21 protein-coding genes and 1 pseudogene are annotated in these 26,713 nt (G+C 41.5%); 13 read left to right on the top strand and 9 right to left on the bottom strand.

From position 1 onward, the window contains the following. Positions 1–22 precede the first annotated feature (22 nt). A complete protein-coding gene (locus JZY04_RS12815) occupies positions 23–2,680 on the top strand; it encodes a glycoside hydrolase family 2 TIM barrel-domain containing protein (RefSeq protein WP_370635122.1) in 2,658 nt (885 codons plus the stop codon). Positions 2,681–2,742: 62 nt separating this feature from the next. After that, positions 2,743–4,317 carry an arylsulfatase gene (locus JZY04_RS12810; RefSeq protein WP_122143375.1) on the top strand — a complete coding sequence of 525 codons (1,575 nt, stop codon included), beginning with the start codon at positions 2,743–2,745 and terminating at the stop codon, positions 4,315–4,317. 206 nt (positions 4,318–4,523) lie between these two features. Here the strand turns inward: JZY04_RS12810 and lepB are convergent, their stop codons facing one another. The 3 genes and pseudogenes from lepB to JZY04_RS12795 all read right to left on the bottom strand — a co-directional run bounded on the left by lepB (position 4,524) and on the right by JZY04_RS12795 (position 6,078). After that, on the bottom strand, positions 4,524–5,057 hold the full coding sequence (gene lepB / locus JZY04_RS12805; protein WP_005805568.1) for a signal peptidase I: 534 nt from the start codon (positions 5,055–5,057) through the stop codon (positions 4,524–4,526). A 288-nt stretch (positions 5,058–5,345) separates the two neighbouring features. Next, positions 5,346–5,639: pseudogene (locus tag JZY04_RS12800) on the bottom strand (EamA family transporter); the annotation flags it as partial. A gap of 1 nt (position 5,640) precedes the next feature. Next, on the bottom strand, positions 5,641–6,078 hold the full coding sequence (locus tag JZY04_RS12795; RefSeq protein ID WP_005805572.1) for a DUF2000 domain-containing protein: 438 nt from the start codon (positions 6,076–6,078) through the stop codon (positions 5,641–5,643). Between the two features lie 156 nt (positions 6,079–6,234). Between JZY04_RS12795 and JZY04_RS12790 the strand changes: the two genes are divergently transcribed. Then, positions 6,235–6,702: an Lrp/AsnC family transcriptional regulator gene (locus JZY04_RS12790; protein WP_005777087.1), complete on the top strand. Its 468-nt coding sequence runs from the start codon at positions 6,235–6,237 to the stop codon at positions 6,700–6,702. Positions 6,703–6,810: 108 nt separating this feature from the next. Here the strand turns inward: JZY04_RS12790 and JZY04_RS12785 are convergent, their stop codons facing one another. Both JZY04_RS12785 and JZY04_RS12780 read right to left on the bottom strand, forming a co-directional pair. Continuing rightward, a complete protein-coding gene (locus tag JZY04_RS12785; protein WP_005777089.1) occupies positions 6,811–7,134 on the bottom strand; it encodes a hypothetical protein in 324 nt (107 codons plus the stop codon). A gap of 18 nt (positions 7,135–7,152) precedes the next feature. Further along, complete coding sequence (locus JZY04_RS12780; RefSeq protein WP_005805577.1) at positions 7,153–8,001, bottom strand: helix-turn-helix transcriptional regulator; 849 nt, start codon at positions 7,999–8,001, stop codon at positions 7,153–7,155. A 200-nt stretch (positions 8,002–8,201) separates the two neighbouring features. On the opposite strand from JZY04_RS12780, the gene JZY04_RS12775 reads away from it, so the two are divergent. The 7 genes from JZY04_RS12775 (at position 8,202) to JZY04_RS12745 (ending at position 15,434) form a co-directional block, all read left to right on the top strand. Continuing rightward, the gene (locus JZY04_RS12775) at positions 8,202–8,597 is read left to right on the top strand and encodes a hypothetical protein (protein ID WP_005777091.1); all 396 of its coding nucleotides are present in this window, start codon (positions 8,202–8,204) and stop codon (positions 8,595–8,597) included. Next, positions 8,594–9,898, top strand: a complete 1,305-nt coding sequence (locus JZY04_RS12770) for a DUF3440 domain-containing protein (protein ID WP_005820060.1) — start codon at positions 8,594–8,596, stop codon at positions 9,896–9,898. The genes JZY04_RS12775 and JZY04_RS12770 overlap by 4 nt, the downstream gene beginning before the upstream one ends. Continuing rightward, positions 9,895–10,440, top strand: coding sequence for a ParB/RepB/Spo0J family partition protein (locus tag JZY04_RS12765; protein ID WP_005777096.1), 546 nt, complete (start codon positions 9,895–9,897; stop codon positions 10,438–10,440). Before JZY04_RS12770 ends, JZY04_RS12765 begins: the two co-directional genes overlap by 4 nt. 338 nt (positions 10,441–10,778) lie before the next feature. Further along, positions 10,779–11,345 (top strand): DUF3575 domain-containing protein, encoded by a 567-nt coding sequence (locus JZY04_RS12760; RefSeq protein ID WP_122143373.1) that lies wholly within the window; start codon positions 10,779–10,781, stop codon positions 11,343–11,345. Positions 11,346–11,370: 25 nt separating this feature from the next. Then, on the top strand, positions 11,371–12,822 hold the full coding sequence (locus JZY04_RS12755; RefSeq protein ID WP_181996499.1) for a DUF3868 domain-containing protein: 1,452 nt from the start codon (positions 11,371–11,373) through the stop codon (positions 12,820–12,822). Between the two features lie 38 nt (positions 12,823–12,860). Further along, a complete protein-coding gene (locus JZY04_RS12750) occupies positions 12,861–14,420 on the top strand; it encodes an Mfa1 family fimbria major subunit (protein WP_022012892.1) in 1,560 nt (519 codons plus the stop codon). Between the two features lie 33 nt (positions 14,421–14,453). Continuing rightward, the gene (locus JZY04_RS12745; RefSeq protein WP_005777106.1) at positions 14,454–15,434 is read left to right on the top strand and encodes a FimB/Mfa2 family fimbrial subunit; all 981 of its coding nucleotides are present in this window, start codon (positions 14,454–14,456) and stop codon (positions 15,432–15,434) included. A gap of 114 nt (positions 15,435–15,548) precedes the next feature. On the opposite strand, the gene JZY04_RS12740 is transcribed toward JZY04_RS12745, so the two are convergent. Further along, the gene (locus JZY04_RS12740; protein WP_032530214.1) at positions 15,549–16,508 is read right to left on the bottom strand and encodes a hypothetical protein; all 960 of its coding nucleotides are present in this window, start codon (positions 16,506–16,508) and stop codon (positions 15,549–15,551) included. Between the two features lie 248 nt (positions 16,509–16,756). Next, positions 16,757–17,716, bottom strand: coding sequence for a hypothetical protein (locus tag JZY04_RS12735; RefSeq protein WP_032537476.1), 960 nt, complete (start codon positions 17,714–17,716; stop codon positions 16,757–16,759). Between the two features lie 243 nt (positions 17,717–17,959). Between JZY04_RS12735 and JZY04_RS12730 the strand changes: the two genes are divergently transcribed. The 3 genes from JZY04_RS12730 to JZY04_RS12720 all read left to right on the top strand — a co-directional run bounded on the left by JZY04_RS12730 (position 17,960) and on the right by JZY04_RS12720 (position 20,517). Further along, positions 17,960–18,277, top strand: a complete 318-nt coding sequence (locus tag JZY04_RS12730; protein ID WP_032541416.1) for a hypothetical protein — start codon at positions 17,960–17,962, stop codon at positions 18,275–18,277. 139 nt (positions 18,278–18,416) lie between these two features. Beyond that, positions 18,417–19,355 carry a UDP-glucuronic acid decarboxylase family protein gene (locus JZY04_RS12725; RefSeq protein WP_005777113.1) on the top strand — a complete coding sequence of 313 codons (939 nt, stop codon included), beginning with the start codon at positions 18,417–18,419 and terminating at the stop codon, positions 19,353–19,355. 34 nt (positions 19,356–19,389) lie between these two features. Continuing rightward, entirely contained in the window at positions 19,390–20,517 is a 1,128-nt protein-coding gene (locus JZY04_RS12720) for a response regulator (protein ID WP_005777115.1), read from the top strand. 140 nt (positions 20,518–20,657) lie between these two features. On the opposite strand, the gene JZY04_RS12715 is transcribed toward JZY04_RS12720, so the two are convergent. Beyond that, a complete protein-coding gene (locus tag JZY04_RS12715) occupies positions 20,658–23,531 on the bottom strand; it encodes a PD-(D/E)XK nuclease family protein (RefSeq protein WP_122143372.1) in 2,874 nt (957 codons plus the stop codon). Then, on the bottom strand, positions 23,528–26,701 hold the full coding sequence (locus JZY04_RS12710) for an exodeoxyribonuclease V subunit beta (RefSeq protein WP_122143371.1): 3,174 nt from the start codon (positions 26,699–26,701) through the stop codon (positions 23,528–23,530). Before JZY04_RS12710 ends, JZY04_RS12715 begins: the two co-directional genes overlap by 4 nt. Between the last annotated feature and the right edge of the window lie 12 nt (positions 26,702–26,713).

Here is a 26,713-nt window from a genome sequence, read left to right as displayed (position 1 = left end):
ACATACTCTTTTATCATGGCGGATGTTGGTAATTTGCTTTTTATCACTGCATTCATTAGCGTCTTATGCAGCTTTTCAGCCGGTATACTCTACTGCCGGCTTTTATTCACTTCCCAACACAGGACGTGCGGTGTATAGTATGAATCCCGCCTGGAGATTTCATAAAGGAAACATCGAAGGGGCGGAACAGCCAGGGTTCAATGATAAGGCCTGGAATGTCGTATCATTACCGAATGGCGTAGACTATCTCCCCACCGAGGCCAGCGGATGCATCAATTATCAGGGTGAAGTCTGGTACCGGAAACATTTTACTCCCGAACCGAGTTGGAAGGGCAAGGAACAATTTCTCCATTTCGAAGCTATCATGGGAAAATCCAGAATATGGGTGAACGGAAAGTTGCTGAAGGAACATTTCGGTGGTTATCTGCCTGTAATCGTTGATGTCACTCCATACCTGAACTACGGAGAAGATAATGTAATTGCCGTATGGGCGGATAATAGTGATGATCCCGATTATCCTCCCGGAAAACCGCAGGACGCATTGGATTTCACTTATTGTGGAGGAATTTACCGCGATTGCTGGATGATAGTCCACAACCGGATATTTATTACCGATCCCAATTATGAAGACGAGGCTGCCGGAGGCGGGCTGTTTGTCTCCTTCGACAAAGTGTCCGAGCAGTCTGCACAGTTGAAATTGGACACCCATATACGCAACAACTCCGGAAAATCCTTTGGAGGCAAAATAATGTATGAGCTCTATGACCGGGATAATAAATGTATTCTTACCAAGGAAACCGGTCTGTCAGTGAATAGCGGGAATGCCAAACAGTTTTCCAGCAAAATAACTGTAGAAAAACCTCACCTTTGGTCACCCGACACTCCCTATCTTTATAAACTGCACGTTTATGTGAAAGACAAAGCCGGTAACATCATTGACGGATATTGCCGCCGTATCGGTATCCGCAGCATTGAATTCAAGGGAAAAGATGGCTTCTGGTTGAATGGAAAACCATACCCGTACCCTCTGATAGGAGCCAATCGTCATCAGGATTATGCTGTAATAGGCAATGCCCTGCCCAACAGCCTGCATTGGCGCGATGCGAAAAAGTTGCGTGATGCCGGATTGCGTGTTATCCGGAATGCCCATTATCCGCAAGATCCGGCGTTTATGGATGCCTGCGATGAATTAGGACTCTTTGTAATTGTCAATACACCGGGATGGCAGTTTTGGAATGACAAGCCGATCTTTGCCCAAAGAGTATTCAGTGATATCCGCAATATGGTTCGCCGGGACCGTAATCATCCTTGCGTATGGATGTGGGAACCGGTTCTGAATGAAACCTGGTATCCGGTGGATTTCGCCAAGAACGTACTGGATGTTCTCAAAGAAGAATATCCATATCCGTATTGTTATGCCGGATGTGATGTGACAGCACGTGGACATGAATACTTTCCCATCCAATTTACCCATCCGATAAATGGAGGCGGAGGGGCTTTTAACTCCAAAGATTTAGACCCTAAAATCAGTTATTTTACTCGTGAATGGGGAGATAATGTGGACGACTGGAACTCTCATAATTCACCAAGCCGGGTCAATCGCGGCTGGGGAGAAGTGCCTATGCTGATTCAGGCACAGGGATATGCCAAGAATGATTATCAGCTTACAAGTTACGATATACTGTACAGAACTCCCAGACAACATATGGGTGGTTGCCTCTGGCACTCCTTCGACCACCAGAGAGGCTATCATCCCGATCCGTTCTACGGAGGAATCATGGATGCTTTCCGGCAGCCCAAGATGTCCTATTATATGTTCTGTTCCCAGCGTCCTGCCGGACCCAACAAAGAACTGATAGCCGATAACGGACCGATGGTTTACATAGCCAATGCGATGACTCCTTTCTCTCCGAAAGATGTGACAGTATATAGCAACTGCGATGAAGTTCGTCTGACCTATTGTAAGGGAGGCAAGCAATATACTTATCATAAGCCGGCCAATGAAGCAGGAATGCCTTCACCGGTTATCACGTTCAAGGACGTCTTTGATGTCATGCACGACAAAAAGCTGGCGCGACAAAATAAACAGGCGGATTCTTATCTCCTGGCGGAAGGAATAATGAACGGAAAGGTGGTCGCTACACATAAAGTAACGCCTGCCCGTCGTCCGGCGAAATTATTGCTCTGGGCGGACGATGAGAAAGTACAGATGAAAGCGGACGGTTCGGACATGGTGACAGTCATAGCTGCCATCGCAGATGAAGACGGGAATATCAAACGTTTGAATGACTACGAAGTCAAATTTGAGATTGAAGGACAGGGGCAGCTCGTTGCCGATGAAGCGACATTTACCAATCCCCGTCCGGTACTTTGGGGAACTGCCCCGGTGCTGATAAGGTCTACCACTACACCCGGAAAAATCAAGATTCGCGCATCGGTGGCATGGCAAGGCAAACAGACTCCCGTTCCGGCAGAATTGATTATTTCCACTTTTCCTTCAGAGCATACTCTGATAGCGGACAAAGAGGAACTGGCACAAGCCCAATCAACAGACGGGCGTAACAACGAAAAAGCAATTACTGTCTCTTCTGATTGTGAAAAGCGTGTCCTTGACCTGCAACAGGAATTAAGCCGCCTGAAACTAAAAGAGGTAGAAAAACAGCAGAGTGACTTTGAATAATTACCCCGGCTTGTTGTGGATAGAATAAACACATATTTATTTCAATTTTAAATTATAATCATATGAATAGAGTATTGTATACTTCATTCTTGTTAGGAGCCGGGCTCACCTGTATAAAGGGCCAGACAAATACTCCTCCTAACATTGTATTGATTTTATGTGATGACATGGGGTTTTCCGACCTGGGTTGTTACGGAAGTGAAATCCGGACCCCCAACATCGACAGTCTTGCCGAAAACGGTGTTCGCTTCAGCCTGTTCAAGAATACAGGAAGAAGTTGCCCCAGCCGTGCTGCTTTACTGACAGGGCACTACCAGCATGAGGCGGGCATGGGATGGATGACGGCAGTAGATGAACATCGCCCCGGATACAGAGGACAGATTACGAAAAACATCCCTACTATTGCCGAAGTGATGAAGGCGAGTGGTTACAGCACTTATATGAGCGGCAAATGGCATGTTACAGTGGATGGAGCTTTTGATGCTCCTAACGGTAGCTATCCGGTCCAGAGAGGTTTTGACAAATATTACGGTTGCCTGAGCGGAGGAGGGAATTATTATAAACCGACTCCCGTATACAGTAATCTGACCCGAATTACAGAATTCCCCGATGATTATTATTACACCACTGCCATCACCGATTCGGCAGTAAGTTTTGTCAAACAACATCCTGCAGGCAAACCAATGTTTATGTACGTGGCTCATTATGCTCCTCACTTGCCTCTTCAGGCTCCTGCTGATCGCGTGGGTAAATGCATAAATCGGTATAAGGTGGGATATGACGTGCTGCGCAAGCAGCGTTTCGACAGATTAAAGAAGTTGAAGTTCATTCCGGACGAAATGGATTATCCCGTCTTCCAAAAAGAGTTTGGTGGAAAACGTCCTTCTTGGGAAACACTCACACGAAAACAACAGGAACAATGGATTACCGATATGGCTACTTATGCTGCTATGATTGAAATCGTGGATAGCGGAATTGGTGAATTGCTGGAAACAATCAGGCAAAAAGGGATGCTGGATAATACCGTATTTATCTTTTTAAGTGATAATGGCGCAACAAAAGAAGGCGGATATTTGGGACAGCTTATGGCTGACTTAAGCAACACCCCTTATAGAAGTTATAAGTCACAATGTTTTCAGGGAGGTACAAGCACACCTTTTATCTTATCCTATGGAGATCCTGAAAAAAATAAGATGAGAGGTCAGATTTGCAGACAACCGGCTCATATTATTGATATACTGCCTACTTGTATAGATCTTGCTACAGCCACTTATCCTTCGGATTTCAAAGAGAATTTGCCAGGTAAAAGCTTACTTCCTTCAATTAATGGGAAAAAAATAAAGCCCAGAGAATTATACTTTGAGCACCAAAGTTCCTGCGCTATTATTTCCGATCATTGGAAACTGGTACGTGGCAGCCGGAATGAACCATGGGAACTAATTGATTTAAAGACGGATCCATTTGAAACAAAAGATCTGTCCGCTCAATATCCGAAAGAAGTGAAAAAGCTGGAGGCTAAGTGGAATAAATGGGCGGAACGCTCTAATGTGTTTCCACTTGAAGATAAACCCTGGTCCGAAAGAATCAAATACTATATAGAGCGAAACCCGGATCAAAGCGGAAGAGAAGCGAAATAGTAAATGTTCCATGTTTCAATAGGATCTGTATATATCCGCTACGTTTCTTTCGGGGAACGTAGTTTTTAGTTCATCTGTATCGTTGAACAATGGGCTTTAGGTAATTATAAGATTCGTTGCGCTTAAGTGATATCAACTTTAACCTATTTGAAGTTCTTGCTATTCATTGTTTTGTGGTATGATAAATCGGGGATATCCTCAGATGTTCATTTTCTTTTTGCACTTTTACCGATAATTGAATCCGCAGCTATGCATCCTTGCGAACGGCTGTCAATTGAGCCACTTCTGTAATCCCCTGCAACGAAGTAGCTGCCCGCCGGAACAACAATCGCAGACGTGGTAGCCGTTGTCGAATCTATGGGTACAACGCTTTTACAGATGTTTACCTTTATGCCGTTGGGCAGACGTTCGCAATACTCTTCACATTCATCATCTTCATAGAAAAGCTTTCGTATAAATTCCCATTCGCACTTCTTGCCGTTAATGATACATTGCTGATCCTGAAAACGGATAGTGTCACCAGGCAGTCCGACAATTCGTTTAAATGCCCTCTCCTGAAAGCCGGGTATATATGAATAATATGCGATCACATCTCCATAAGTCAGGGAGTCTACCGGAATAAGACTAACCACTTCACCAACTTGATAGTTCGGATACATTCCGGTACTACCCAATTCAACTTTTTGACTACATGCTACCAATATCAATGGTACGACAAGTGAATACAATCTCTTTCTCATAAGTTCAACTTTTATTTATTCAGGAATTCGTCATGGTTTAGATAATATTCAATAGCTTTTATGTAATCTTTATATAATGTTTTAAGATTTAATTTGTATTGAAAATTCAATATTCCTTCGAATGTTTCAACATCGACCAACGAATGTATATCCAAATTGGATGCCTGTTTGGTAAGCAAATATAACGATTGTTTTTTATGGCATAGTAGAATATGCCAAATAGTTTGGACTATTGCGTTTTTTTCAAATGATTCTGATTCTTTCTGTTGTGTTGCAATGTTCCGGGCATATATTGGAAGTCGGTGTTATTCCCAAAACTGTGTTCTCTGCAATAAAATACAGAGAACCTCCGCATAATCCTGCAAGGAAAAGAAGTAATTCATCCTTCGGGCAATTAGCCCAAAGTTTTCCGTGTAATATTATCCATATACATGAATAAGCTAAAATAAAATGGTATAATAAAATCTCTACCGGTGATAATCCTTCATTGATTAATACTTTGGTAGAAACAAAAATGGTACCCCATATAACAACCGTCAATAGAGCGATAATAGGGTATAGTATATTCTTACTTTTATACATTTTATCTGATCAGGCTTAAACAGCCGGTTACTTTATTTATAATTTTCTTCTCGGCACAAATTCCAATGCCAATGTAGTGCAGGTCTGCTTCATTGGCACTATACATTTCCCGTTCGTATTCATCATAAGTTTTGGATTGTTGAGCAATAGTAGAAAAATCGACTAATACCAGCTCTTCTATTTTTAAAGAATTGAAGAGCTTACGGATTTCTTTTATCTTTTCTTGCGAAGCTCCAAGTATAGGAATTGGGAGTTGGGTTATGCCTAAATGTTTTTCGCCTTGTTTATCGTATACATCATGACTCACAATGTTATTGACTTTACACCCAAGTGTCATGGACAAGACACTGGCAATGTTAGCTACTATGCCTGTAGGTTGGGCGTTATCAATCACTAAAACACATTTATGTGTGGCACTTGAAAGATTCTTTGTTTCCATATATTTATATTGCTTTTGTGCTTGCAAAGTTATCTATAATAGATTATTTTCCTATATGTTGGTTTAAAATACGATATTATTCCTATATTTGCTTGTTTTTCTATTCTATTTTCCTGAAAAGGAGAACTTAAACCATTTAAAATAGGAAAAAAGACTATGGGGCAATTAGACAAAACCGACATTGAAATACTTCAGGTATTACAGAAAGACGCTAAGGTAAACACTAAGGAGCTTTCCGAGAAGCTTCATATTTCCAAAACTCCGATATACGAACGCATCAAACGGCTGGAAAATGATGGCTATATAAAAGGGTATGTTGCTTTGGTAGATAATAAGAAGATAGGACTGCCGTTAATTGTCTTTTGTAATGTCTCTCTGGCAGTTCATGATGACGAACATATTAAACGTTTTCAAGAAGAGATAAAGAATATAGATGAAATCATGGAATGTTATTCTACCGGTGGTATTTACGACTTCTTCATTAAAGTAGTTTTGAAAGATTTGGATGCTTATAATCAATTTGTTTTTGAGAAACTGACTAAGGTACACGGTATAATTAAAATGCAGAGCTCATTTGTTTTGAGTGAAATTAAACATACAACCGTATTAAATATCGATAAATGATTTATAAGGGGGGACTAACTATAAAATAAGAATTTTCCACCTAAGATTTGAATATCCAATGTACGGTTCTGCAGTGCCTTTCTTAGTGAGACGCTGTGATAATCGATTTTACGGAGGGAGTAATGCTTTCCAATTCAGGAAGATATTTTCATCTTCGTTGAAAGGAGGAAGCAAAATTTTGATGGAGTCATCCATCACGGATGTCGGATATTTTTTTTCAAGCTTTTTTATAATTGTTTTTTTTACTCGTGCTATGGCGTAACTCTCTTCAGGCTGCACTCCAAAGAGTTTTCTTACTTCGATTTCCGGGAAGAGCATACATAACAAGAAAGCCGACCATTCATAAGTATACCAGTAGCCGTTGACGTAGTTCAGATAAATGCCATTTCTGTTATTTTGTTCCCGTCGCAATACAAATTCTATTTTTTCCATTTTTCGGGTCAGGACTTCTTATTCTGCAATTTTTTCTCTGAATTCACTTGGAGTGATTCCAAGCTTTTTTTTGCAATAGGTGGTGAAATGTGAGGGTGAGGCAAAGTGAAAAGTTCGGGCTATCTCACTGATGGGTATATCGCGATTGGCTAATTGCCCTTTGATGTGGCGTGTTTTTTGGGTGAGAATCCAATTATAGGGAGTATCATGAAAACAACTTTTAAATTTACGGTTGAAAGAACGTTCGGAGCAATGATATAGTTGTGCAAACTGTTTGATGTTTCGTACTTGTCTGTAATTTGCGAGTACGAAACTCTTGAAGTTTAGATCTCGTCCTATGATAGGCATCAGGAAATGTGCCATTTCTGTCTGGTTGTAGAATGTTCCGAATGCCATGAATACCTCTTTTTGTTTTAATTCGTGTATATGGCTACACTGAACCTTCTGTTTTAGATAGTAGCAAATACTATCCAACACATGTCGCAATGGGGGATAGATAGGTAGGGAGTAGAAATAAGTATTTTCGTATTCAGAGTGAATGGTAAGCGATTCGATAGACGTCTTATTATAAAGATTTATCTGGTTGTCAAAGAATAGCAATACAAATTCTGTCTCTGTCATGCTCTTGCTTTTATTCGGGTCGTTTTGGGGAAAGAGAATCATGTTTCCTTCAGCAACTTGTTGATTGTGGAACTCACTGCAAGATGTCAGGAGTTCTCCTTTTAAAAGAAATAAAATGCACGAGTGATGATGATTATCTACTTTAAAATCGCCTCCTGAAAAGAGTCTTTGGTGAATAAAGCATATGTTGTAATCAGATACATAATTGAGGCAAGTGGTGTGTCGTTTTATATGTAATAATTTCATAGTCAAGCTATTTCTTATTTTAATAATTATATAAGAACAAAAAAGGAAAGCGGGAAGTTTTATATTAAAAAGACACAATGTTTTATAATCGTGCCATCTTTTTTCTTTTTGGTTTTTTATAGTTATATCTGCATTTTGCTTTCATTTTTTATCTATTTTTGCCATTTGCATAGATTATATACCAAAAGGGCTTTGATACCATGATACAAACAATACAAGTGCAAGGAACAGAAAAACGCTTATACCAACTTATAGCTCCGTTAGTGATGAATCCGGATGTTTTGAGTGCAAATAATAATTATCCTTTTAAAACGACTGAACACTATGTGTGGTTCATTGCTGTAGATAAAAAGTCTGTTGTTGGCTTCATGCCGGTGGAGCGGAGGAGAAGCGGTTGTGTTATCAATAACTATTATGTCTGTGATGATAACCGTGAAACACTCTCTTTATTAATTACCACCACCTTGGAGGCAATCGGCTCGGAAGTACGGTTGTGTGCCGTTGTCATGGTCGAGCATCAGGCAGTGTTTGAAAAACATGGGTTTATCGTAGAGAAGGCATGGAAACGTTATGTAAAAATGCAAAAAGATGAATGATGATTAAAACAGCAACTACCCCTAAAAATGTATATGAGTTAGCGCAGGAACGTTTGCGTATCATTTTCAATGAGTTTGATAATGTCTATCTTTCCTTTTCGGGAGGTAAAGACAGCGGGGTGTTATTGAGTTTATGTATTGATTATATCCGTAAGAATAACCTGAAAATAAAACTCGGGGTTTTCCATATGGATTATGAGATACAATATAAAATGACAATCGATTATATTGCCCGTATGTTGGAGGACAATAAGGATATTCTGGAAGTATACCGTGTCTGTGTACCGTTCCGGGTAGCAACCTGTACATCCATGTATCAGTCTTTCTGGCGTCCGTGGGAGGACAGCAAAAAGGAATTGTGGGTACGTCCGATGCCTGAGAATGCCATGACGAAGGAAGATTTTCCTTTTTATAATATACAGATGTGGGACTATGAGTTCCAGATGCGTTTTGCCTCTTGGCTGCATACTAAAAAGGATGCCGTGCGTACTTGTTGCCTGATTGGTATCCGTACACAAGAAAGTTTCAATCGTTGGCGTTGTATCTATCTCAATCGTAAATATCAGATGTATCATCGCTATCGATGGACCTCAAAGGTGGGAAACGACATCTTTAATGCGTACCCTATATATGACTGGAAGACAACGGATGTATGGACAGCTAACGGGAAATTTAAGTGGGATTACAATAAACTATATGATTATTATTACTGGGCAGGAGTTAATCTGGAGCGTCAGCGTGTAGCCAGTCCGTTCATAGGTGAGGCGCAAGAGAGCCTGGCACTTTATCGTGCTATTGATCCGAATACATGGGGGAAAATGATAGGCCGTGTCAATGGGGTCAATTTTACGAGTATGTATGGAGGAACTCATGCGATGGGATGGCAGTCCATCAAACTTCCGGAAGGATATACCTGGCGGGAATTTATGTATTTCCTGCTTTCCACTTTACCCGATCGAACCCGAAACGGATATCTTCGTAAGTTGCAGGTCAGCGTTCAGTTTTGGCGTACAAAAGGAGGATGTCTGAGTGACGAAACAATTCGTAGACTGAATGCGGCAAAAGTGCCTATTATCGTTATGGATAGCTCCAACTATAAAACGAACAAGAAACCGGTTCGTATGGAATATCAGGATGATGTCGATATTCCGGAATTCAGGGAAATTCCCACTTACAAGCGTATGTGTATCTGTATCTTGAAAAATGATCATGCTTGCAAGTATATGGGATTCTCTCCGACTAAAGAGGAGATGAGTAAACGAAATCAAGTAATCGAACAATATAAAAACATATTGCAATGAGTATAAAGAAAAGTCCGGTATATAATGTAATTGCGGTTCCGGTTGAAAAAGTACAGGCCAATGATTACAATCCCAATATAGTGGCTCCTCCGGAAATGAAGCTCCTTGAACTTTCTATCTGGGAGGATGGGTTCACTATGCCTTGCGTTTGTTATTATGATAAGGAGAAGGATATTTATATCCTTGTCGATGGTTTCCATCGTTATTCTGTGCTGAAGACCTCCAAACGCATCTTTCAGAGAGAAAATGGGATGTTGCCTGTAGTGGTGATCGACAAAGATCTTTCCAATCGTATGAGTTCCACTATCCGCCATAATCGTGCCCGGGGTACACACAATATAGAATTGATGTGTCACATTGTTGCCGAACTGGATAAAGCAGGCATGTCCGACCAATGGATAATGAAGAATATTGGTATGGATCGGGATGAGTTGTTGCGCTTAAAGCAAATATCGGGTCTGGCTGATCTGTTTGCCAACCGCGACTTTAGTATTCCTGAAGAGGACCAGCCAGGAAATGTCGATAAGAAGCCTGCCCGTTAAATTAGTCTTTCAGGCATAGATTTTACAAGTATATATCCCATCGTTGGCGGGCATATTCTGTGTAGAATCTATGCCTGTTTTTTTGCCCCTTCTTTTTGCCCGGATCGCAACATACTGCTGTTTTATTTGCGGAAAGCGAAACTACGCAGAACTTTCCCCTCCCTTTTTTACATTTAGCAACTTCATTTCATTAAAGCCTCATTATTAGAATTTTTATTATTCTTTTTTCTTCTATAAGAGAAATGAATACAATTCCCGGAATGATACAATTCCGCGATATTTGTCATGTTCATTTTGAGCAAGTTTTTTAGTCAGTATATATAATAGAAGAAACGAGTATGAAAAAGCTAATTCTGTTTGGAGCCGCAATATCGATTTCAGTAGCCATAAGTGCACAGCATGTCGCTCTGAAAAACAACCTTCTGTATGATGCTACCACTACACCGAATCTGGCATTGGAGATAGGGCTGGGCAAGAAAACCACACTCGACCTGTATGGCGGTTACAATCCGTTTACGTTGGGGGGGAACAAGCGTTTCAAGCATTGGCTGGTACAGCCGGAATTTCGTTACTGGACCTGCGAACGTTTCAATGGAACCTTTTGGGGATTACACCTGCATGGGGGTGAATTTAGCGTGGCCGGTATCCATTTGCCTTTTAAGATGTTTCCTTCACTCAAAGATCATCGTTATGAAGGGTATTTCTATGGAGGAGGCGTCAGTGTGGGACATCAGTGGGTGCTGAGTAAGCATTGGAGCCTGGAAGCCTCGGTCGGAGTGGGATATGCTCATTGGGTATACGATAAATATCGTTGTGTGAACTGTAGCCCTAAAATAAAGAGTGGACATAAAAATTATGTAGGTCCTACTAAAGCAGCTGTCTCTTTAGTCTATTTTATTCGCTAAGTTGAATTTTTTTAAAATGAAAGATATGAAAAGGTTTTATTTTCTGATATTGGGTTTTGTCCTTTATAGCATGGGCATTCAAGCGCAAAATACTTATCAAGGTCATATCGTTTTTGGACAGCATCATGTAGTCCGGAAGGGAGGGGAGTTGAATCTGGATGTATCCCTTGATTTGGAAACCGTGAAGTTGGGTAGTCAGCAAATGGTTGTACTTACACCGATTCTGCAATCTGCCGGAGGCGGGGAACAGAAACAGTTTGCTCCTGTAGTGATTGCCGGACCCAAGCGATATTGGGCCCTGAAACGAGCTTTGGCTTTTGGCTCTGCTGATTTTGATACGCTTCCTATGCTTGTCGAAAAACGGAAAAACGGAATGCCCCAGATGGTGAATATCCATCTCAGGTTACCATATGATGAATGGATGCGGCAGTCAAGATTTGTTTTCCATGAAAAAGTGACCGGTTGTGCCGATTGTGCTGTCGGGCGGGATGAGCATATTGTCATGACATCGGTATTTGACGAAGTGTTTACGCCCCGGTATGAATTGAGCTATGTAACTCCACCGGTGGAACCGTTGAAGCAACGTAGCGAGACGTATACGGCCCGTCTGAATTTCGAAGTAGATAAACACGTTTTGTTACGCAATTATAAGAATAATGCCAATGTACTTGGTGAAGTAGATCGGATTGTCCATGAGATACATAATGACTCCAACCTGACTGTAACGGAATTTAAGGTTACAGGCTATGCATCACCTGAGGGCAATTACAATCGTAACATGAAGTTGTCGGAAAATCGGGCATTGGCGTTGGTCGGTTATTTGCGGAATCGTGGGGGAGTTGACAGGTCTTTGTTAACCGTTGATTGGAAGGGAGAAGACTGGACAGGTCTGCGTAATGAAGTCGCAGCTTCTCGCCTGAATGATAAAGAGGTTATACTCGCTCTTATCGATGGGGAGACTGATATTACCCGGCGAAAGAATCGGTTGCAAGCTTTGAATGGGGGCGTTACCTACCGAATGCTATTGCAAGACTATTATCCGCCTTTGCGTCGTAACGAATACACTATTGCCTATGTGGCACGTGCTTTCAATGTAGATGAAGCAAAAGAACTGATTAAAACAAAACCCCGGTATCTCAGTCTGAATGAGATGTTTCTTGTAGCCGATACCTATCCCAAGGATAGCAAGGAGTTTAAAGAAGTGTTCGACATAGCTGCTCGTATTTATCCCGATGATCCGATAGCACAGCTTAATACGGCGGCACTCGAATTGGAGAAGGGTGCTGTAGATGCTGCTATTATTCGTCTGCAAAAGCTGGATATGCCCGAAGCGTGGAATAATTTAGGAGTGGCCTACCTGATGAAACAGGAATATGGGAAAGGAGGAGAATATCTGGAGAAAGCAATAAATGCCGGTATACAAACGGCAGTATACAATATGGGGCAGTTAGCGACTTGGCTAAAAACCCAGGAGTGACCAATAAATGTATTTATTAATTAAACAATTGTAGAACTATGAAAGTAGAATGGAAAAAACTAATGTTCGGCCTCGCAATCGGAGCCGGAATGATGATGATGGCATCTTGTAGCGATGAAGAGAATTTTGACCCTGGCGGCAGTCCCGGTAAAGAAGTGCCGGAACCTACGGAGAAAGCGTTTCTCTCCATGCGCTTATCTACCGGTTCGTTGGCCGGTACCCGGGTGGCAGTCGACCCGACAACCTCGGGACGTACAGAAGAACAGGTGGTAAATCATGTACGCATGGTGCTGTATGAAACCAAGAATAATACGGTGCGATACTCTTGGGATCTGAATGTATCTACTGATGGAGTGAATGAATTTACCGGAGGAGATGTAGTCAGAGGAGAAGACGTGCCTTCGGCTACTCCTACAGTGAGCCGTTTTGTGACGGTGGGGCGTGAAGTGGTGAAGCAGGACTATGAATTGCTTATTCTGATCAATCCTCCCGGCGAATTACTGGAAATAACCGAACAAGGAAATCCCAGAAGTTATTTATCACGTGCTGCCAACATGACAAAAGAGTCGTTGATACAGCCTTATGGTATTGCCGCAGACAATAACTTTTATATGACCAATCATCAGGATCTTATTTTTGTTCCTGAAGTAGAACTGAAGGATAATCAGCGGATGGCTGAGGAAAATCCGGTGAGGGTAGAAGTAGAGCGTGCAGTAGCAAAAGTGGTTGTTAGTGGGGTGCCTGAAGTAGTGCCGCACGGAGACCGGATTGATAATTTGAAATGGGGGCTGGATGTAACCAACCAGTATACTTATTGGATGCGTAAAATGACTTTTATCGCTAATTCGGGTGGTGTGCCGGGCGAAATGGAACAGCTCAATAGCGGATATAGGGAAGAACGATATGCCGAGGACCCGAACTTTACCGGATTCAGTGCATGGAATGGTGGAAATCCTGCCGGGCAATTTGAATACCTGTCCGGAACTCCGGAGTTGACGAAGGATTTTGATGATTATGATTATACTCTGGAAAATACAATGGAAGCTGTTGAACAGCGCCATGACGTTACTACCCGCGTAGTGATCAGTGGTACTTATACACCGAATGGCTTTGGATCGGTGGCAACTCGTAACAGTGGTGGCATCAGCTTCTACTATTTCAAAGGTAATGCTATCAGAGTAGAAGCCATGAGAGACATGGTGAATGACAGAAACCTGATTCCTCAGGAATTGCGTGACGCCGGATTGGAACAGGCTATCAACGATGTACTGGCATGGAATCCGAACGCGTTTAACTCGCCTACGGCTTCATTTTCGGTGGGTGGCCTTAATTTCTACTATGAAGGAGTGTGCTATTATACTGTCCTGATTCGCCATTTCTCCAATAATATGGTACCCGTACTGATGGGATATGGACGTTATGGTGTAGTGCGTAATAACGTTTACCAACTTAGCATCAATAAGATTATTGGTCCGGGACAGCCGGTGATCAATCCTCCGGGAACAGATCCGGATGATGAAGATACCTCTTGGATCTCGGCAGATGTCAACATTATGCGGTGGTATATCCGTAATCAGAATGTAGAGGAACTTTTATAAATTCTTTCTTATTTAAACTAAACTGAAGTAGCTATGAACAGATTTATCGGATACATACAGGTTGCATGTTGCTGCCTTCTGCTATGTGCTTCCTGCGTCAGAGACGGGATGGATGAAGATTGCAACTCTTATGTCCGCTTTGTATACGACTACAACCTGGAATACATAGACCTGTTTCATAAGCAGGCAACCAAGATGAACTTGTATGTATTCGATGAAAAAGGCGTATTTGTGACAGAACTTGAAGAAAAATCCGGTGCTTTTGCACCGGATTATCTGATGACTTTACCTCAATCCATGGCAGGCAAGAAGTATATTTTTGTTGCTTGGTCCGGATTGTACGGCGAGTCGTATGATAAGGTTGCACTCACTCCCGGAGTATCTACACTGGCGGATCTGGAGGTCAGCGTCAATAACTTGAAAACCCGGAGTGGTGGGGGAGTGGTCGACAGGGAACTCCATCTGCTATGGCATGGCAAGCAGGCAGAAGTGTCTCCGCAATATAATAATGATGTCACTACTGTCTCGTTGCTGAAAAATACGAAAAAATTTCGCATTATCATGCAAATGCTTGATGATAGCAACATTGATGTGGATGATTATGATTTTCGGATCGTTTCACCCAATGGAAGGTACGATCATGAAAACGGGCTTTTGGGAGATGAAACGGACGAGAAAGTAGAATATACTACTTACCATACCGAAAACGATTCTGAAACCGGAGCTATAGCCGAACTGAACACATTGCGACTGATGACTGACAAAGAAAACAGATTGGTTATTACACATAAGCCATCGGGCAATGTGATTCTTGACATCTCTCTGAATAAGTATCTCAACGCGTTGAGGCTTCAGCAATATTCTGATTTACCTCTGCAGGAATATCTGGATCGTGCTGATAAGCATGGTATCATTTTGTTCTTTAAGGGCATGGATAGCAATGGAAACTATATTAGTGTGGACGTGCAGATCAACGGTTGGTTGATTCGGAAACAAGAGGTCGATGGAGTTTAGGTGGGAGGGTGTAGCCATCTGGGGCGGATGGCTACACCCAAACGTCGGGATGGCTACACCCTATATACTAAAGGGCGTAGCCATCTTTTTTATGCATATCTTCGTCGGGTAAGCTTATAATGTGTCGATAAAACTTTTTTGCTGTTCAAGAAAGCTGATTCTTTGTGCCTCTCCGCTCTCTGAGATCAGTGTAGAGTGTCTTTTTAACGATTGTATCCAATCTTTTTGTATCCCGCAAATTCGTGGGCTCTGAGAATCCATCGAATTAATGGAATATACCCGGAGGAGACTGATCTGGAAATCTTTCTTTTCTATATAGCTATAGGTTGCCTCAAAGTCGATATTCGATAAGTAAATGGCCACTTTGTTTCCGTTACCGAATTCTCCTTTTGCGGATATTTGTTCCAATTCATGCAGCAACAGTACCAGTTCGTTTTTTAAATGCATCAGGTCTGTTTCCGAGATCAGATTTAATCCGGCAAAGTATTTCATTTCTTTCACGAACGAGTAGAATACGTTACTATCCCATATGAAACAAGTCTTTCTGCACGCCTTAACTGCTTCACTCAATAACTTGTGGGCATTTACCGCTTTGACGGGTATTTGCATACCCGACAAGTTGTTAGGAGTACGTATTTTCCCGTTCTGATAAATCCATCTGCATAAACGGAACTTCGATAGGTATTCATACGAAGAATAAAGAGTAAAAGGGATCACATTGGAAGCCGTATATATCTTCGTACTACTGTCGTCCTTTACATAATTGAAGATGCGAAGATAACGCTCTATAATTTCATAATAACTCTCCAGGGGATCGGGTGAATGCAGTAAGTTCAGGTCGAAAGTCACCCGGTTTGACTGGTGGTTCCCAATAATCTGGTCGATTGATATCCCCAGTTTACATGAAACCAGTGCAACCTCGTCGAAAGTGAAGGCTACTTCTCCCCGTAATCTTCGGTATACAGCTTCTTTTCCCATGCATAGCGCATCTGTCAGATAGTTAGCCAGATTTATTCCCCGGGGAATCCGCTCTTTCATTGCTGCAATAAGCTCGTTAACGATATAATTTTTCATAACTGCCATTTGGGTTATTGATTAATAATATTGTAATAATTGTAATAGCTTGTGGCATATACAAATATAGAGTAAGTAACCCGAACTTTTGTGTGGCATATCATGTGTGGAAAAAAGAAGGTATTTCTGATTGGGAAATAATTGTCGGAAAGACAGGTTGGGAATGAAAAAAAACAGATGGCAATGCCACCTGTTTTCGATAATTGTCACTATTCTCCCCAGTTGTTTCGTTTTTCGTTTTAAGAAAGTTACAAGGTGTTTATTATTTCACGCTGTTCTTTAAAGAAGCGTATACGTTGCATCTCTCCGCTTTCGGATATTTGTGTTGAGAATTTCTTGAGTGACTGCACCCATTCTTTCAAACTGCGGAACATGCCGTCATCCTGGGTAGTAATGGCATTGATAGAATATATACGTATCATGCTGATGTGACTGTTGCTGGTTGCCACATAACTGTAAGTGGCGTCGAACTTAATATTCGAAATATAGATGCGTACATCATTGCCGGTTTCGTATTTACCTTTCCCGGCGAGTTCCTCCAATTCTTCCGTCAGAAGTAGTAAATCATCTTTTATCATTTCTTTATCTTCTTCAGATATCAGATGGATTTCCGAGAAGAACTGTATGTCTCTCACAACATGTTCAAAAACGGTATTATCCCAGATGTAATCTGTAGTTCTCATCTGCTGTGTCATGTTGACGAAGTCTTTTTGGGCATCATATATTTTGTGTGGAATCTCCAGTTCGTCAAAGTGTTTACATCTGATATTTTCGTTCTGATACATCCACTTAAACAAACGGAATTTCGAAAGAATATCATGCTTGAGATATAGTGCCTGAGGCAAAATATTCGATGACGTTGCCATTTCTGTTGTAGGGTCTTCACGGATACTGTCGAATGCATTGACATATCTTGTGAGGATGTCATGGTAAGTCTCGAATGTGTTACTATGGTGTACTACATTAAGATCGAATACTGCGTTATTGCTGAAACTCACACCAATCATTTTGTCGAGCGATATTCCTAATTTTCTTGAAATGACAGCAGCTTCTGCCAGTGTAAATGGTACTTCTCCACGCAGGCGGCGATAGATAGCTTCTTTACCTATATATAAGATATCCATCAATGTATTTGCCAGATTGGCTCCGGCCGGAACTTTTTCTTTTGCGGCTTCTATTAAGCCTGTATTTAATTCGTTTATTATCATAGCCTTTGTTTCTTTGTTTAACATATTTGCACCCTGGCTTGTTTCGGTATTCGCAACTATTTTTTCATTTGCAGCCTCTATTTGCATAATAAGTGAGTTGATACCGTTTAATGTAGATAGAGAGAAAGCATTTCTGAAACAGAAACATTCTATCGGTCACGAATATCTTCTGATCCTGATGTAGCTTTGTATACACCGAGTCGGAAGTTCCGTTTTTATGTTAAACCCCTAAAAATGATTATTATGGATTTAGAAAAAGTATTATTTAGAGAAATAGACAATAAAAGCCGTATTTTTTTGTATAAGGAAGGAGATTGCTGGAGTGCACACGATAATTCGGCGCGTCATCTTTGTTTTTTGTATTCGCAGCTCAATGCTTTTGATCGTATTTATCATGCGTATGAGATTGTACTGAAGTGTGTTATGCTGAGTAATGCCATGATTGAGAAGTTTGTTGAACACACATTGGTACAGACGGGTCGAGCAGATGAAATGGAAATCAGCATTCCGGAAGAAAAAAAAGCGGAATTTGAAAGCTGGCGCAGCACGTTCGGAGTATAAATGAATTTTTAGAATTGGTGGCTTTTTATTAAAAATATGTGTTCGGAAAACTTGCATATTTTAATCAAATCGTTTACATTTGTGCAGATCTAAATGATAGAGGGCGCACGTTTGCCCTCTGTCATTATAAAATAATTACATGAAAAGAATCTTAGTTAGCGGAGGTGCCGGGTTTATTGGCTCACATCTCTGTACTCGGCTAATCAACGAGGGACACGACGTTATTTGTCTGGATAATTTTTTTACCGGATCAAAAGAAAATATTATCCATTTAATGGATAATCACCATTTTGAAGTGGTACGTCATGATATAACATTTCCATATAGTGCTGAAGTAGACGAAATATACAATCTTGCCTGTCCGGCTTCTCCCATACATTATCAGTACGACGCTATTCAGACCATTAAAACATCGGTGATGGGAGCTATCAATATGTTAGGATTAGCCAGAAGGCTTAATGCTAAAATTCTGCAGGCTTCGACCAGTGAAGTATATGGTGATCCGGAGGTACATCCGCAACCGGAATCTTATTGGGGAAATGTCAATCCGATAGGTATCCGTTCTTGTTATGATGAAGGGAAACGCTGCTCTGAGACCCTTTTTATGGATTATCACCGCCAGAATAACGTACGTATTAAAATTGTTCGTATTTTCAATACATACGGTCCACGGATGCTGCCCCATGATGGGAGAGTGGTTTCTAATTTCGTCATTCAGGCGCTGAAGAACGATGATATAACTATCTATGGGACCGGTGAGCAAACCCGTAGCTTTCAGTATATAGATGACTTGGTCGAAGGTATGATTCGGATGATGAATACGGATGATGATTTTACGGGACCTATAAATCTTGGTAATCCCAATGAATTTTCCATGCTTCAGTTGGCAGAGATGATTATCCGGAAAACCGGGTCGAAGTCAAAGATAACTTTCAAACCTTTGCCTCATGACGATCCTCAACAGCGTAAGCCTGATATCAGTTTGGCACAGGAAAAGCTGGGATGGCAGCCTACAATTTTGTTGGATGAAGGTCTGGATCGTATGATTGATTATTTTAAAAAGAAGTACACGTTATAATAAAATAAGAACTCAAGATTAAAGCTACATAAAGATGAATATGGAAATTAATCCCTCGGAATATAAAATTCTCATTGTAGACGATGTAATGTCAAATGTCCTTTTGCTGAAAGTATTGTTGACCAATGAGAAGTTTAACATAGTGACAGCCTGTAATGGAACCCAGGCACTGGATCAAGTGAAAAAAGAGAATCCGGATTTGATATTGTTGGATGTGATGATGCCGGACATGAGCGGTTTTGAAGTCTCTCAGAAATTAAAGGCTGATCCCGAAGCAGCTCATATTCCAATTATCTTTTTGACAGCACTGAATAGCACTGCCGATATAGTGAAAGGTTTTCAGGTAGGTGGTAATGACTTTATATCTAAACCTTTTAATAAGGAAGAGTTGATAATCCGTGTCACACACCAAATTTCTTTAGTAGCAGCCAAACGTATTATTGAAGCTAAAACGGAGGAGCTTAAAAAGACTATTATCGGGCGTGATAAGCTCTATTCGGTTATAGCTCATGATCTTCGTTCGCCTATGGGATCTATTAAGATGGTACTGAATATGCTGATCTTGAGTTTGCCCAAAGAAAAAATAGGTGAAGACATGTACGAACTGCTGACCATGGCTAATCAGACTACTGAAGATGTATTTTCTCTGTTGGACAACTTGTTGAAGTGGACAAAAAGTCAGATAGGTAAACTTAAAGTTGTATATCAGGATATTGACATGGTTGAAGTTGTGGAGGGGGTTGGAGAGATTTTCTCAATGGTGGCCGGTTTGAAGAATATTCATTTGCGTATTGAAGCACCGGAACATCAAGCTGTATATGCTGATATTGATATGATAAAAACAGTTATACGCAATTTAATAAGCAATGCTATCAAATTCAGTAATGAAGGTTCTGAGATCCTTATAAAACTAGAAGATATGGATGGAATGTCAATCGTTAGTGTGAAGGATAGCGGATGTGGTATTGATGAAGAAAGTCAGAAGAAACTATTGCACACCGATACACACTTCAGTACTTTCGGGACTAATAATGAAGAAGGTTCGGGACTTGGTTTGCTGTTGTGCCAGGATTTCGTAGTGAAGAATGGAGGTAAGTTGTGGTTTACTTCTGTTAAGGGTGAAGGCTCAACTTTCTATTTTTCTATTCCACTGAAAAAATAAGGCTTCAGCAGTTTGGGTGGATCGTTTGAGAATCAGACTATTCAAGTAGATAAAAATGGTGCAGACTATATTTCTAAAAATAAGTCTGCACCATTTTATTTTGTCTGATTCATTCGTGTGATTATACCAGTGGGAGCTTTTTATCGTTTACACATAGCTTTAAAATCGCAATATTCGCATTTCTTTAGATCCTCGGTTTGGGTGAACTCCTCTTGGTCGTTGTATATTTCCTCAAGTAGTGCCAATAGTCGTTCGCGGAACTCTTTTTCATAAACAGAAAAATCATCGACAGGTAGTTTGGGTTTGCGTGCTTCTCCCATTTCAATTACAGGAGAGTAGCTTTCGGAAGCTGCCCGATGGATATATAATAGAGAAGGAGCCACCTTTAATGTTTGTTGGCGTGCCATGATGGCGGCATAAAGAAAGGTTTGGAAAATATAGTTGGGACGCCCTTCGGCAGGTGTGAATAGTTGCTCCACATTCGCCGGCACTTTGGGGCTTCCTCCGGTTTTGTAGTCCACAATCCGAAGTGTACCTTCTTTACTATCCATACGGTCAATCGTACCTCCGATCTTTAATGATAACATTCCTTTGGGACCTTCTATCTGGATATCTTCCGTTACTTTCTGTTCCATACCTATCATTCGGAAAGGAGCATATTGCAGATCGTTACGTAACAACTGGCGGAGATAGGAAGTGATAACCTTTGAGTTTATTAACTGTACTCCGTTATACTCGGGCTTTTCGTCAAGAGGAACGTGAAAAAATTCTTCTTTGAAGGCTGTATCGACATAATTTTGCAGACGGACATTATCGCGCAACAAACGTTCAATATCTTCTTTGTGTATTTCTTGCTTGTGGGCTGTCAGGTCCAGATAGGCTAATTGAGCCGAACGGTGGAAGATAGTTCCGAACAGAGCGGAATCAATCTCTGCACTGACCTCATCGGGGGCCTTGAGACGTGCCACGTAACGGAAATAAAACTTCAGTCGACAGTCGAGATATGTATTCAGTGCAGATGGAGAAAGCATCAAGGCATCGGCGTTATGTGAGAAATCGTAGGTCTGGTATAAACGATCAATGATTTCCGGTGTTTTTGTGATACGGATGTCCCGGCTGTTTTGTGGCGATTGGCCTGCTTCCAGATATTCACGGCTGATTTCATGTGGCCATTCGATCAGGAACTGTAGCATAAAGCGTGACCATTCTCCCCGGTTTAGTCCATCCGATGAAGTGTTATACATCAGGGTGATATTTTCTGCCCGCTGAATCAGGCGATAGAAATAATAGGCATAAACTGCATTCTTGTGTTCAATGGTAGTCATGCCGAAAGCCTTACGTAGGTTATATGGAATAAACGATGATTCGCCTCCCGATTTAGGTAACTGTCCTTCATTAAGCGAGAGGAGGAGCAGATTACGAAAATCAAGATTGCGTGTTTCCAAAACTCCCATTATCTGCATTCCTATGGCCGGTTCACCATGGAAGGGGATATTGGCGGCATTTAATATTTTGTTCAGCAGGCGTTTCAGAGTTTCTATACGCACTTGCAGTTCACCGTTGTCAATCAAGTTGAGTAACCTGTTTACCAGAGTGAAACTCTTAAAAAGAGATTCACGGTACAGTTGGTTGAAAATATCATCATTCTCCTGCTCATGACGGTATAGAATAGATACCTCTTTCAGTAATTCCGTTATGTAAATACAGAGCTCCCGAATGCCATTACGGGGAGTGAATAATAAATCCAGAAACCTGTCTTTCTTTAATTCGGAAGGAAAAGGATAAAAGCGGTTGGTTTTAGTGAGTTCCCGTTGCAATGGTTCGGCATTGTCCGAAAGACGACGGGTATACGGATGTTTTAATATAGTTTGTACGGCCTCATAAGTGTATCTTCCTGATTCTGTACGGTATCCGCTGGTTTGCAGTTCGAGTATGGCATTGATAAAGCTATATACCGGTGTTTGTGCCAGTGGAAATCCCATGGTGATATTAACGTTCCTTACTTCTTCCGGGATGGAATGCAAGACAGGAAGGAGTAAGGCTTCATTACATAGAACGACAGCATTTTCTTTTTCTTCACTACTCAGGTTCTCCCTGATCCATTCGGGCAGATAACGGGCCTGAGCATTTTCGGTGGGTGAAGAGATAAAACGGACCTTCTTGGGTTTTCTCAATTCATCAAACAATTCGGCCGGAAGCTCGTTGGGGAACAGTTTGAGATTACGATTTATAAATTCTCCGGCTTCGTGGCGTTGTTTGTGTTGTGAAGGAAGTTGAGTATAAAATACATCGTAGTCCCAATAGAACAGGGCCTTTCCCGTACTCTGCAATTGCCGGAAGAAGTGGGTCTCTACTTTGTTCAGTACATTGAAGCCGACAAATACGTAACGATCGTACTTCAATGATTCAGGCTCAAGGTGTTCAATGACGTTCCGGTAGAGCATACCTTCATATGCAAGTCCTGATTCTTCCAGATTCCTTCGGTACTGACGATATATATTACCCAATTTATCCCAAAGTGAGATAAATTTCTCCTTTAACAGTGTTCGCTTTTCAATAGAGAAATTCAGGAAAAACTGTTGGATCGCTTGTTCTTGCTCTTCGTCGAGAAAGTTGTAATCGTCCATGACGTTTTTCAGGTCCTGAAGATTGGTAAATAGCTTGTCGGCATCAACCATATTTTTGTCCACGTCATCGAAGTCGCTTATCAGTAGCTCACCCCAGAAGTAGAAATCGTCAAGTGATTCTTCGCTTTTCGTTTCTTCACGGAATACCTTGTAGAGTTCACATACCAGACGAATCGGATCTCCTAACTTCAAGACTGAAAGCTGTTGGAACAGTTCGCTGATGCTCACATAAGCAGGTGACCAAAGTGGTTGATCGGATTGGTTGGCTAAATGCTCGTTAAAGAACAGGCTGGCACGTTTATTTGGGAAAACGATAGCTGTACGTGACAGATCGTTCCCTATCTTGCTATAAAGGTCCTGTGCGACCAACTGGAGAAATGTTTTCATACTTTTTCAATTATTTCTTCTTCCACATACCACAGATAGCCTGTGATGTTTTTATATCCCATTCGGGAGAGGAGTTGCATGTATCCTTTCACCTGTTTGTTGTACTTCTTATTTTCTTTACCAAACTTAAAATCCACTACAACGACTTGCCCGTCTTTCATCATCACGCGGTCAGGGCGCCTGGTTTGCAATACTCCTTTATCTTTGTAGATGATGGCGCATTCGTTAAACAATTTCCACTCGCCGGAATACCATTTCTGTACTTCAGGCAGAGAAAAGGCTTTCATGGTCAAAGTACGTATTTCCTCTTCTGTCTCTTTGCTGCCGATAACACCTTCGAATACCAGTTTTTGGATGGCAGATTCTATATCTTCTTTCGTTTCAATGGCAGAAAACAGTGTATGCAATAATTGTCCATGATTTATGAAGCGATCATCCGATTCTTCTTCGGAAAGTCCTTTTATGAAATCGGCTGAACGGTTTGATTGCCGGAACTCAATATCCGGATGCATGGATTCCATGCTAACCGGAAGTTTCTCGGGTTTGCGTGTAAGCTTGTTGCCTGAATCGACCATTTTTTCATCTTCGGACGGGCAGAGGTCACCGAACTCATATACTTGCTCCTCGTCCCATTCCTGCTCCAACTTACAGGCTGCTTGCGGTAATGCTCCGGCCAATAACTCAGACATTGTGTTTCTTTGTCCTTTCCGACTCCAGATAATCAGGTTCTTGCCCGCACGGGTAAATGCTACATAGAGCAGGTTCAGGTTGTCTACCCAAAGTTGCAAGCGCTCGTGCAAGTAGTCATTCCGGTATACCGATTCTGCCATCGCGGAAGAATAGTTTACCGGTACAATATCTAACTCGTTGAAAGGAGACTCTTGGGGTACGCACCAAACGAGTTGATTATTTGTTTCATTTTCCATTTTCCAGTCGCAGAAGGGGAGAAGTACTGTATGAAATTCCAACCCTTTGGACTTATGGATGGAGAAGATACGTATGCCTTCTACTTCACCACTTGGTATTGTTTTACCAGATAAAGTTTCGTCCCAGTATCGGATAAAGCTGTCCGTATCTGAAGAATGGCTTTGGAGATAATCGGTCACTGCATCAAAGAAAGCAAATAAATAAGCATCCTGCTGCTCGATGCGGTGCAACTCAAAGAGGTTGAAAAGTTCTTCCAGTAGTTCGTAGAGAGGCATCAGACGGAGTTCTGTCATCCTTTCCAGAAAAACAGAAGGCAATAGTTCTTCAGCCTTATGGAAGAGCAGTGAATTAAGATTGTTTTCGGTATGAAGTACTTGTAACTGATAGTTAGTTGCAAGTTGAGCTTTTACAATCCGATTTTCCGGATCGGAAAGATAGCGCAGGGCATCCAGCATCATGCAGATGGCAAGTGAAGCGTCAAGCCGGAAGGCTTCGTCAGACACAACCTTATAATGCAGTTGTTTGTCAAAGTAATCAGCAATGCGGGGGATACTTTTATTCTTTCTTACCAAAATGGCGATATCGTTCAGCTTTATACCCGATTGTATCAGATGTTCTACTTCCGTTCCGAGGCTGATAAGGGTTTGTTCGGTATAATCGTGTTTTTCATCTGATTCGAGAAACTCGACTTTAACGTATCCTTTTTGTTCGTTCCGGGGTGATTCTTGCTCCACATCAGCATATGCATTAATTAAAGGCTCACAAATGCTTCCCAATTGCTTATTGTGTATTTCGTTCAGATAATCTACAGCAGCCGTAAAGATACTGTTGTTGAACCGTATGATGTTGGTTTCACTTCGTCGGTTGGTCTTCAGTGTTTCTGTACGGATGGAAAAGTATCCAAGGCGTTTGTTCAATCCGTTCAGGATGCCCCAATCACCGTTTCGCCAGCGATATATAGATTGCTTGACGTCACCAACGATCAAGCTGTCCGCTCCTTGTGAGAGGCCTTCAAGAAGTAACAGTTTAAAGTTATCCCATTGCATCCGGCTGGTATCCTGAAATTCGTCAATCATCACATTACGGATGTTTGTTCCGATTTTCTCAAACACAAAAGAAGAATCTCCGTCCTTTACCAGTTGATGGAGCAGAGCATTGGTGTCTGAAAGGAGAAAGCGATTGTTTTCACGATTCAGTTGACGTACCTCTTCATCAATATTAGCCAATAGTTGTACTTTGTTTAAATGCTGCATTGAGAGCCGGCAACTGTTTACAATTCGGTTATTGCGTGAGCGATGTTGCTCAGCATCTTGCAGAAGCGGCATTAAGATGGAAGAGGCTAATACGATAATGTCAGTATAGTATCTGGAAGTTTTGGCAGCCCAGTTTGTTTCGTCCTCCAGACATTTTACTACGGTTGCATTCGCTATTTCGTCCCCCAATATACCATTCCTGAGCTTATTAAAGTAGCTTCCTATCCCTTTAGCACCGTTTTTTAAATCAGTTGGCTTTAGCGATTGGCTGGAAAGTACATTTTCAAACTGCTGAGCGAAATCTTTCATTTGTTCAAGAACGGCTGTTTCCATCTCTTTTAATGTCTTGCGATACTCGCGGATTACATTCGGGTCGCGAAGACGTTGACGGAGACCGTCACCTTTTTCAATATACCCTTCATCAAAAATATTACGTCCGAAATTTTTAATCTCATCCGAAACATTCCAGCGTTTGTCATCAGTAATGCGTTCGTTTATGTAATCAAGTAGCCATGCCAATACCGGTGAATTAGGGCCCAATTTTTCAATCATACTGTCTACGGCATCACTTAATACTTCAATATTATTCAGCTCGATATTCAGGTTGGGACTCAGCTCAAGTTCACGGGCCAGATTACGCATGACGGATTGGAAAAAGGAATCGATGGTTTCGACACGAAACCGGCTGTAATCATGGAGCATGTAGCTCAAAGCTATGCCAGCTGTTTTTCGTATTTCATCTTCCGAACAGCCTGTCTCAGCGATGATGCGTTTTAGGTACGCATCCGAGTCCGGGTCAGCTATATGTATTCCATATAGCTGACTGAGAATACGTTCCTTCATTTCGGCAGTAGCTTTATTGGTGAAAGTCACTGCCAATATCTGGCGGTAGGCACGCGGGTTTTGTATTAGCAACTTGATATACTCAACGGCCAGGGTGAATGTTTTCCCTGAACCGGCAGAGGCTTTATAGACAATAAGTTCGCTCATTCACAGTTTATA

The organism is Bacteroides sp. 11BF, assembly GCF_019633765.1.
In the GTDB taxonomy this organism is placed as follows: domain Bacteria; phylum Bacteroidota; class Bacteroidia; order Bacteroidales; family Bacteroidaceae; genus Bacteroides; species Bacteroides hominis.
Note: the sequence above shows the minus strand (reverse complement) of the source record. Positions and strands in the feature narration are given on the sequence as shown.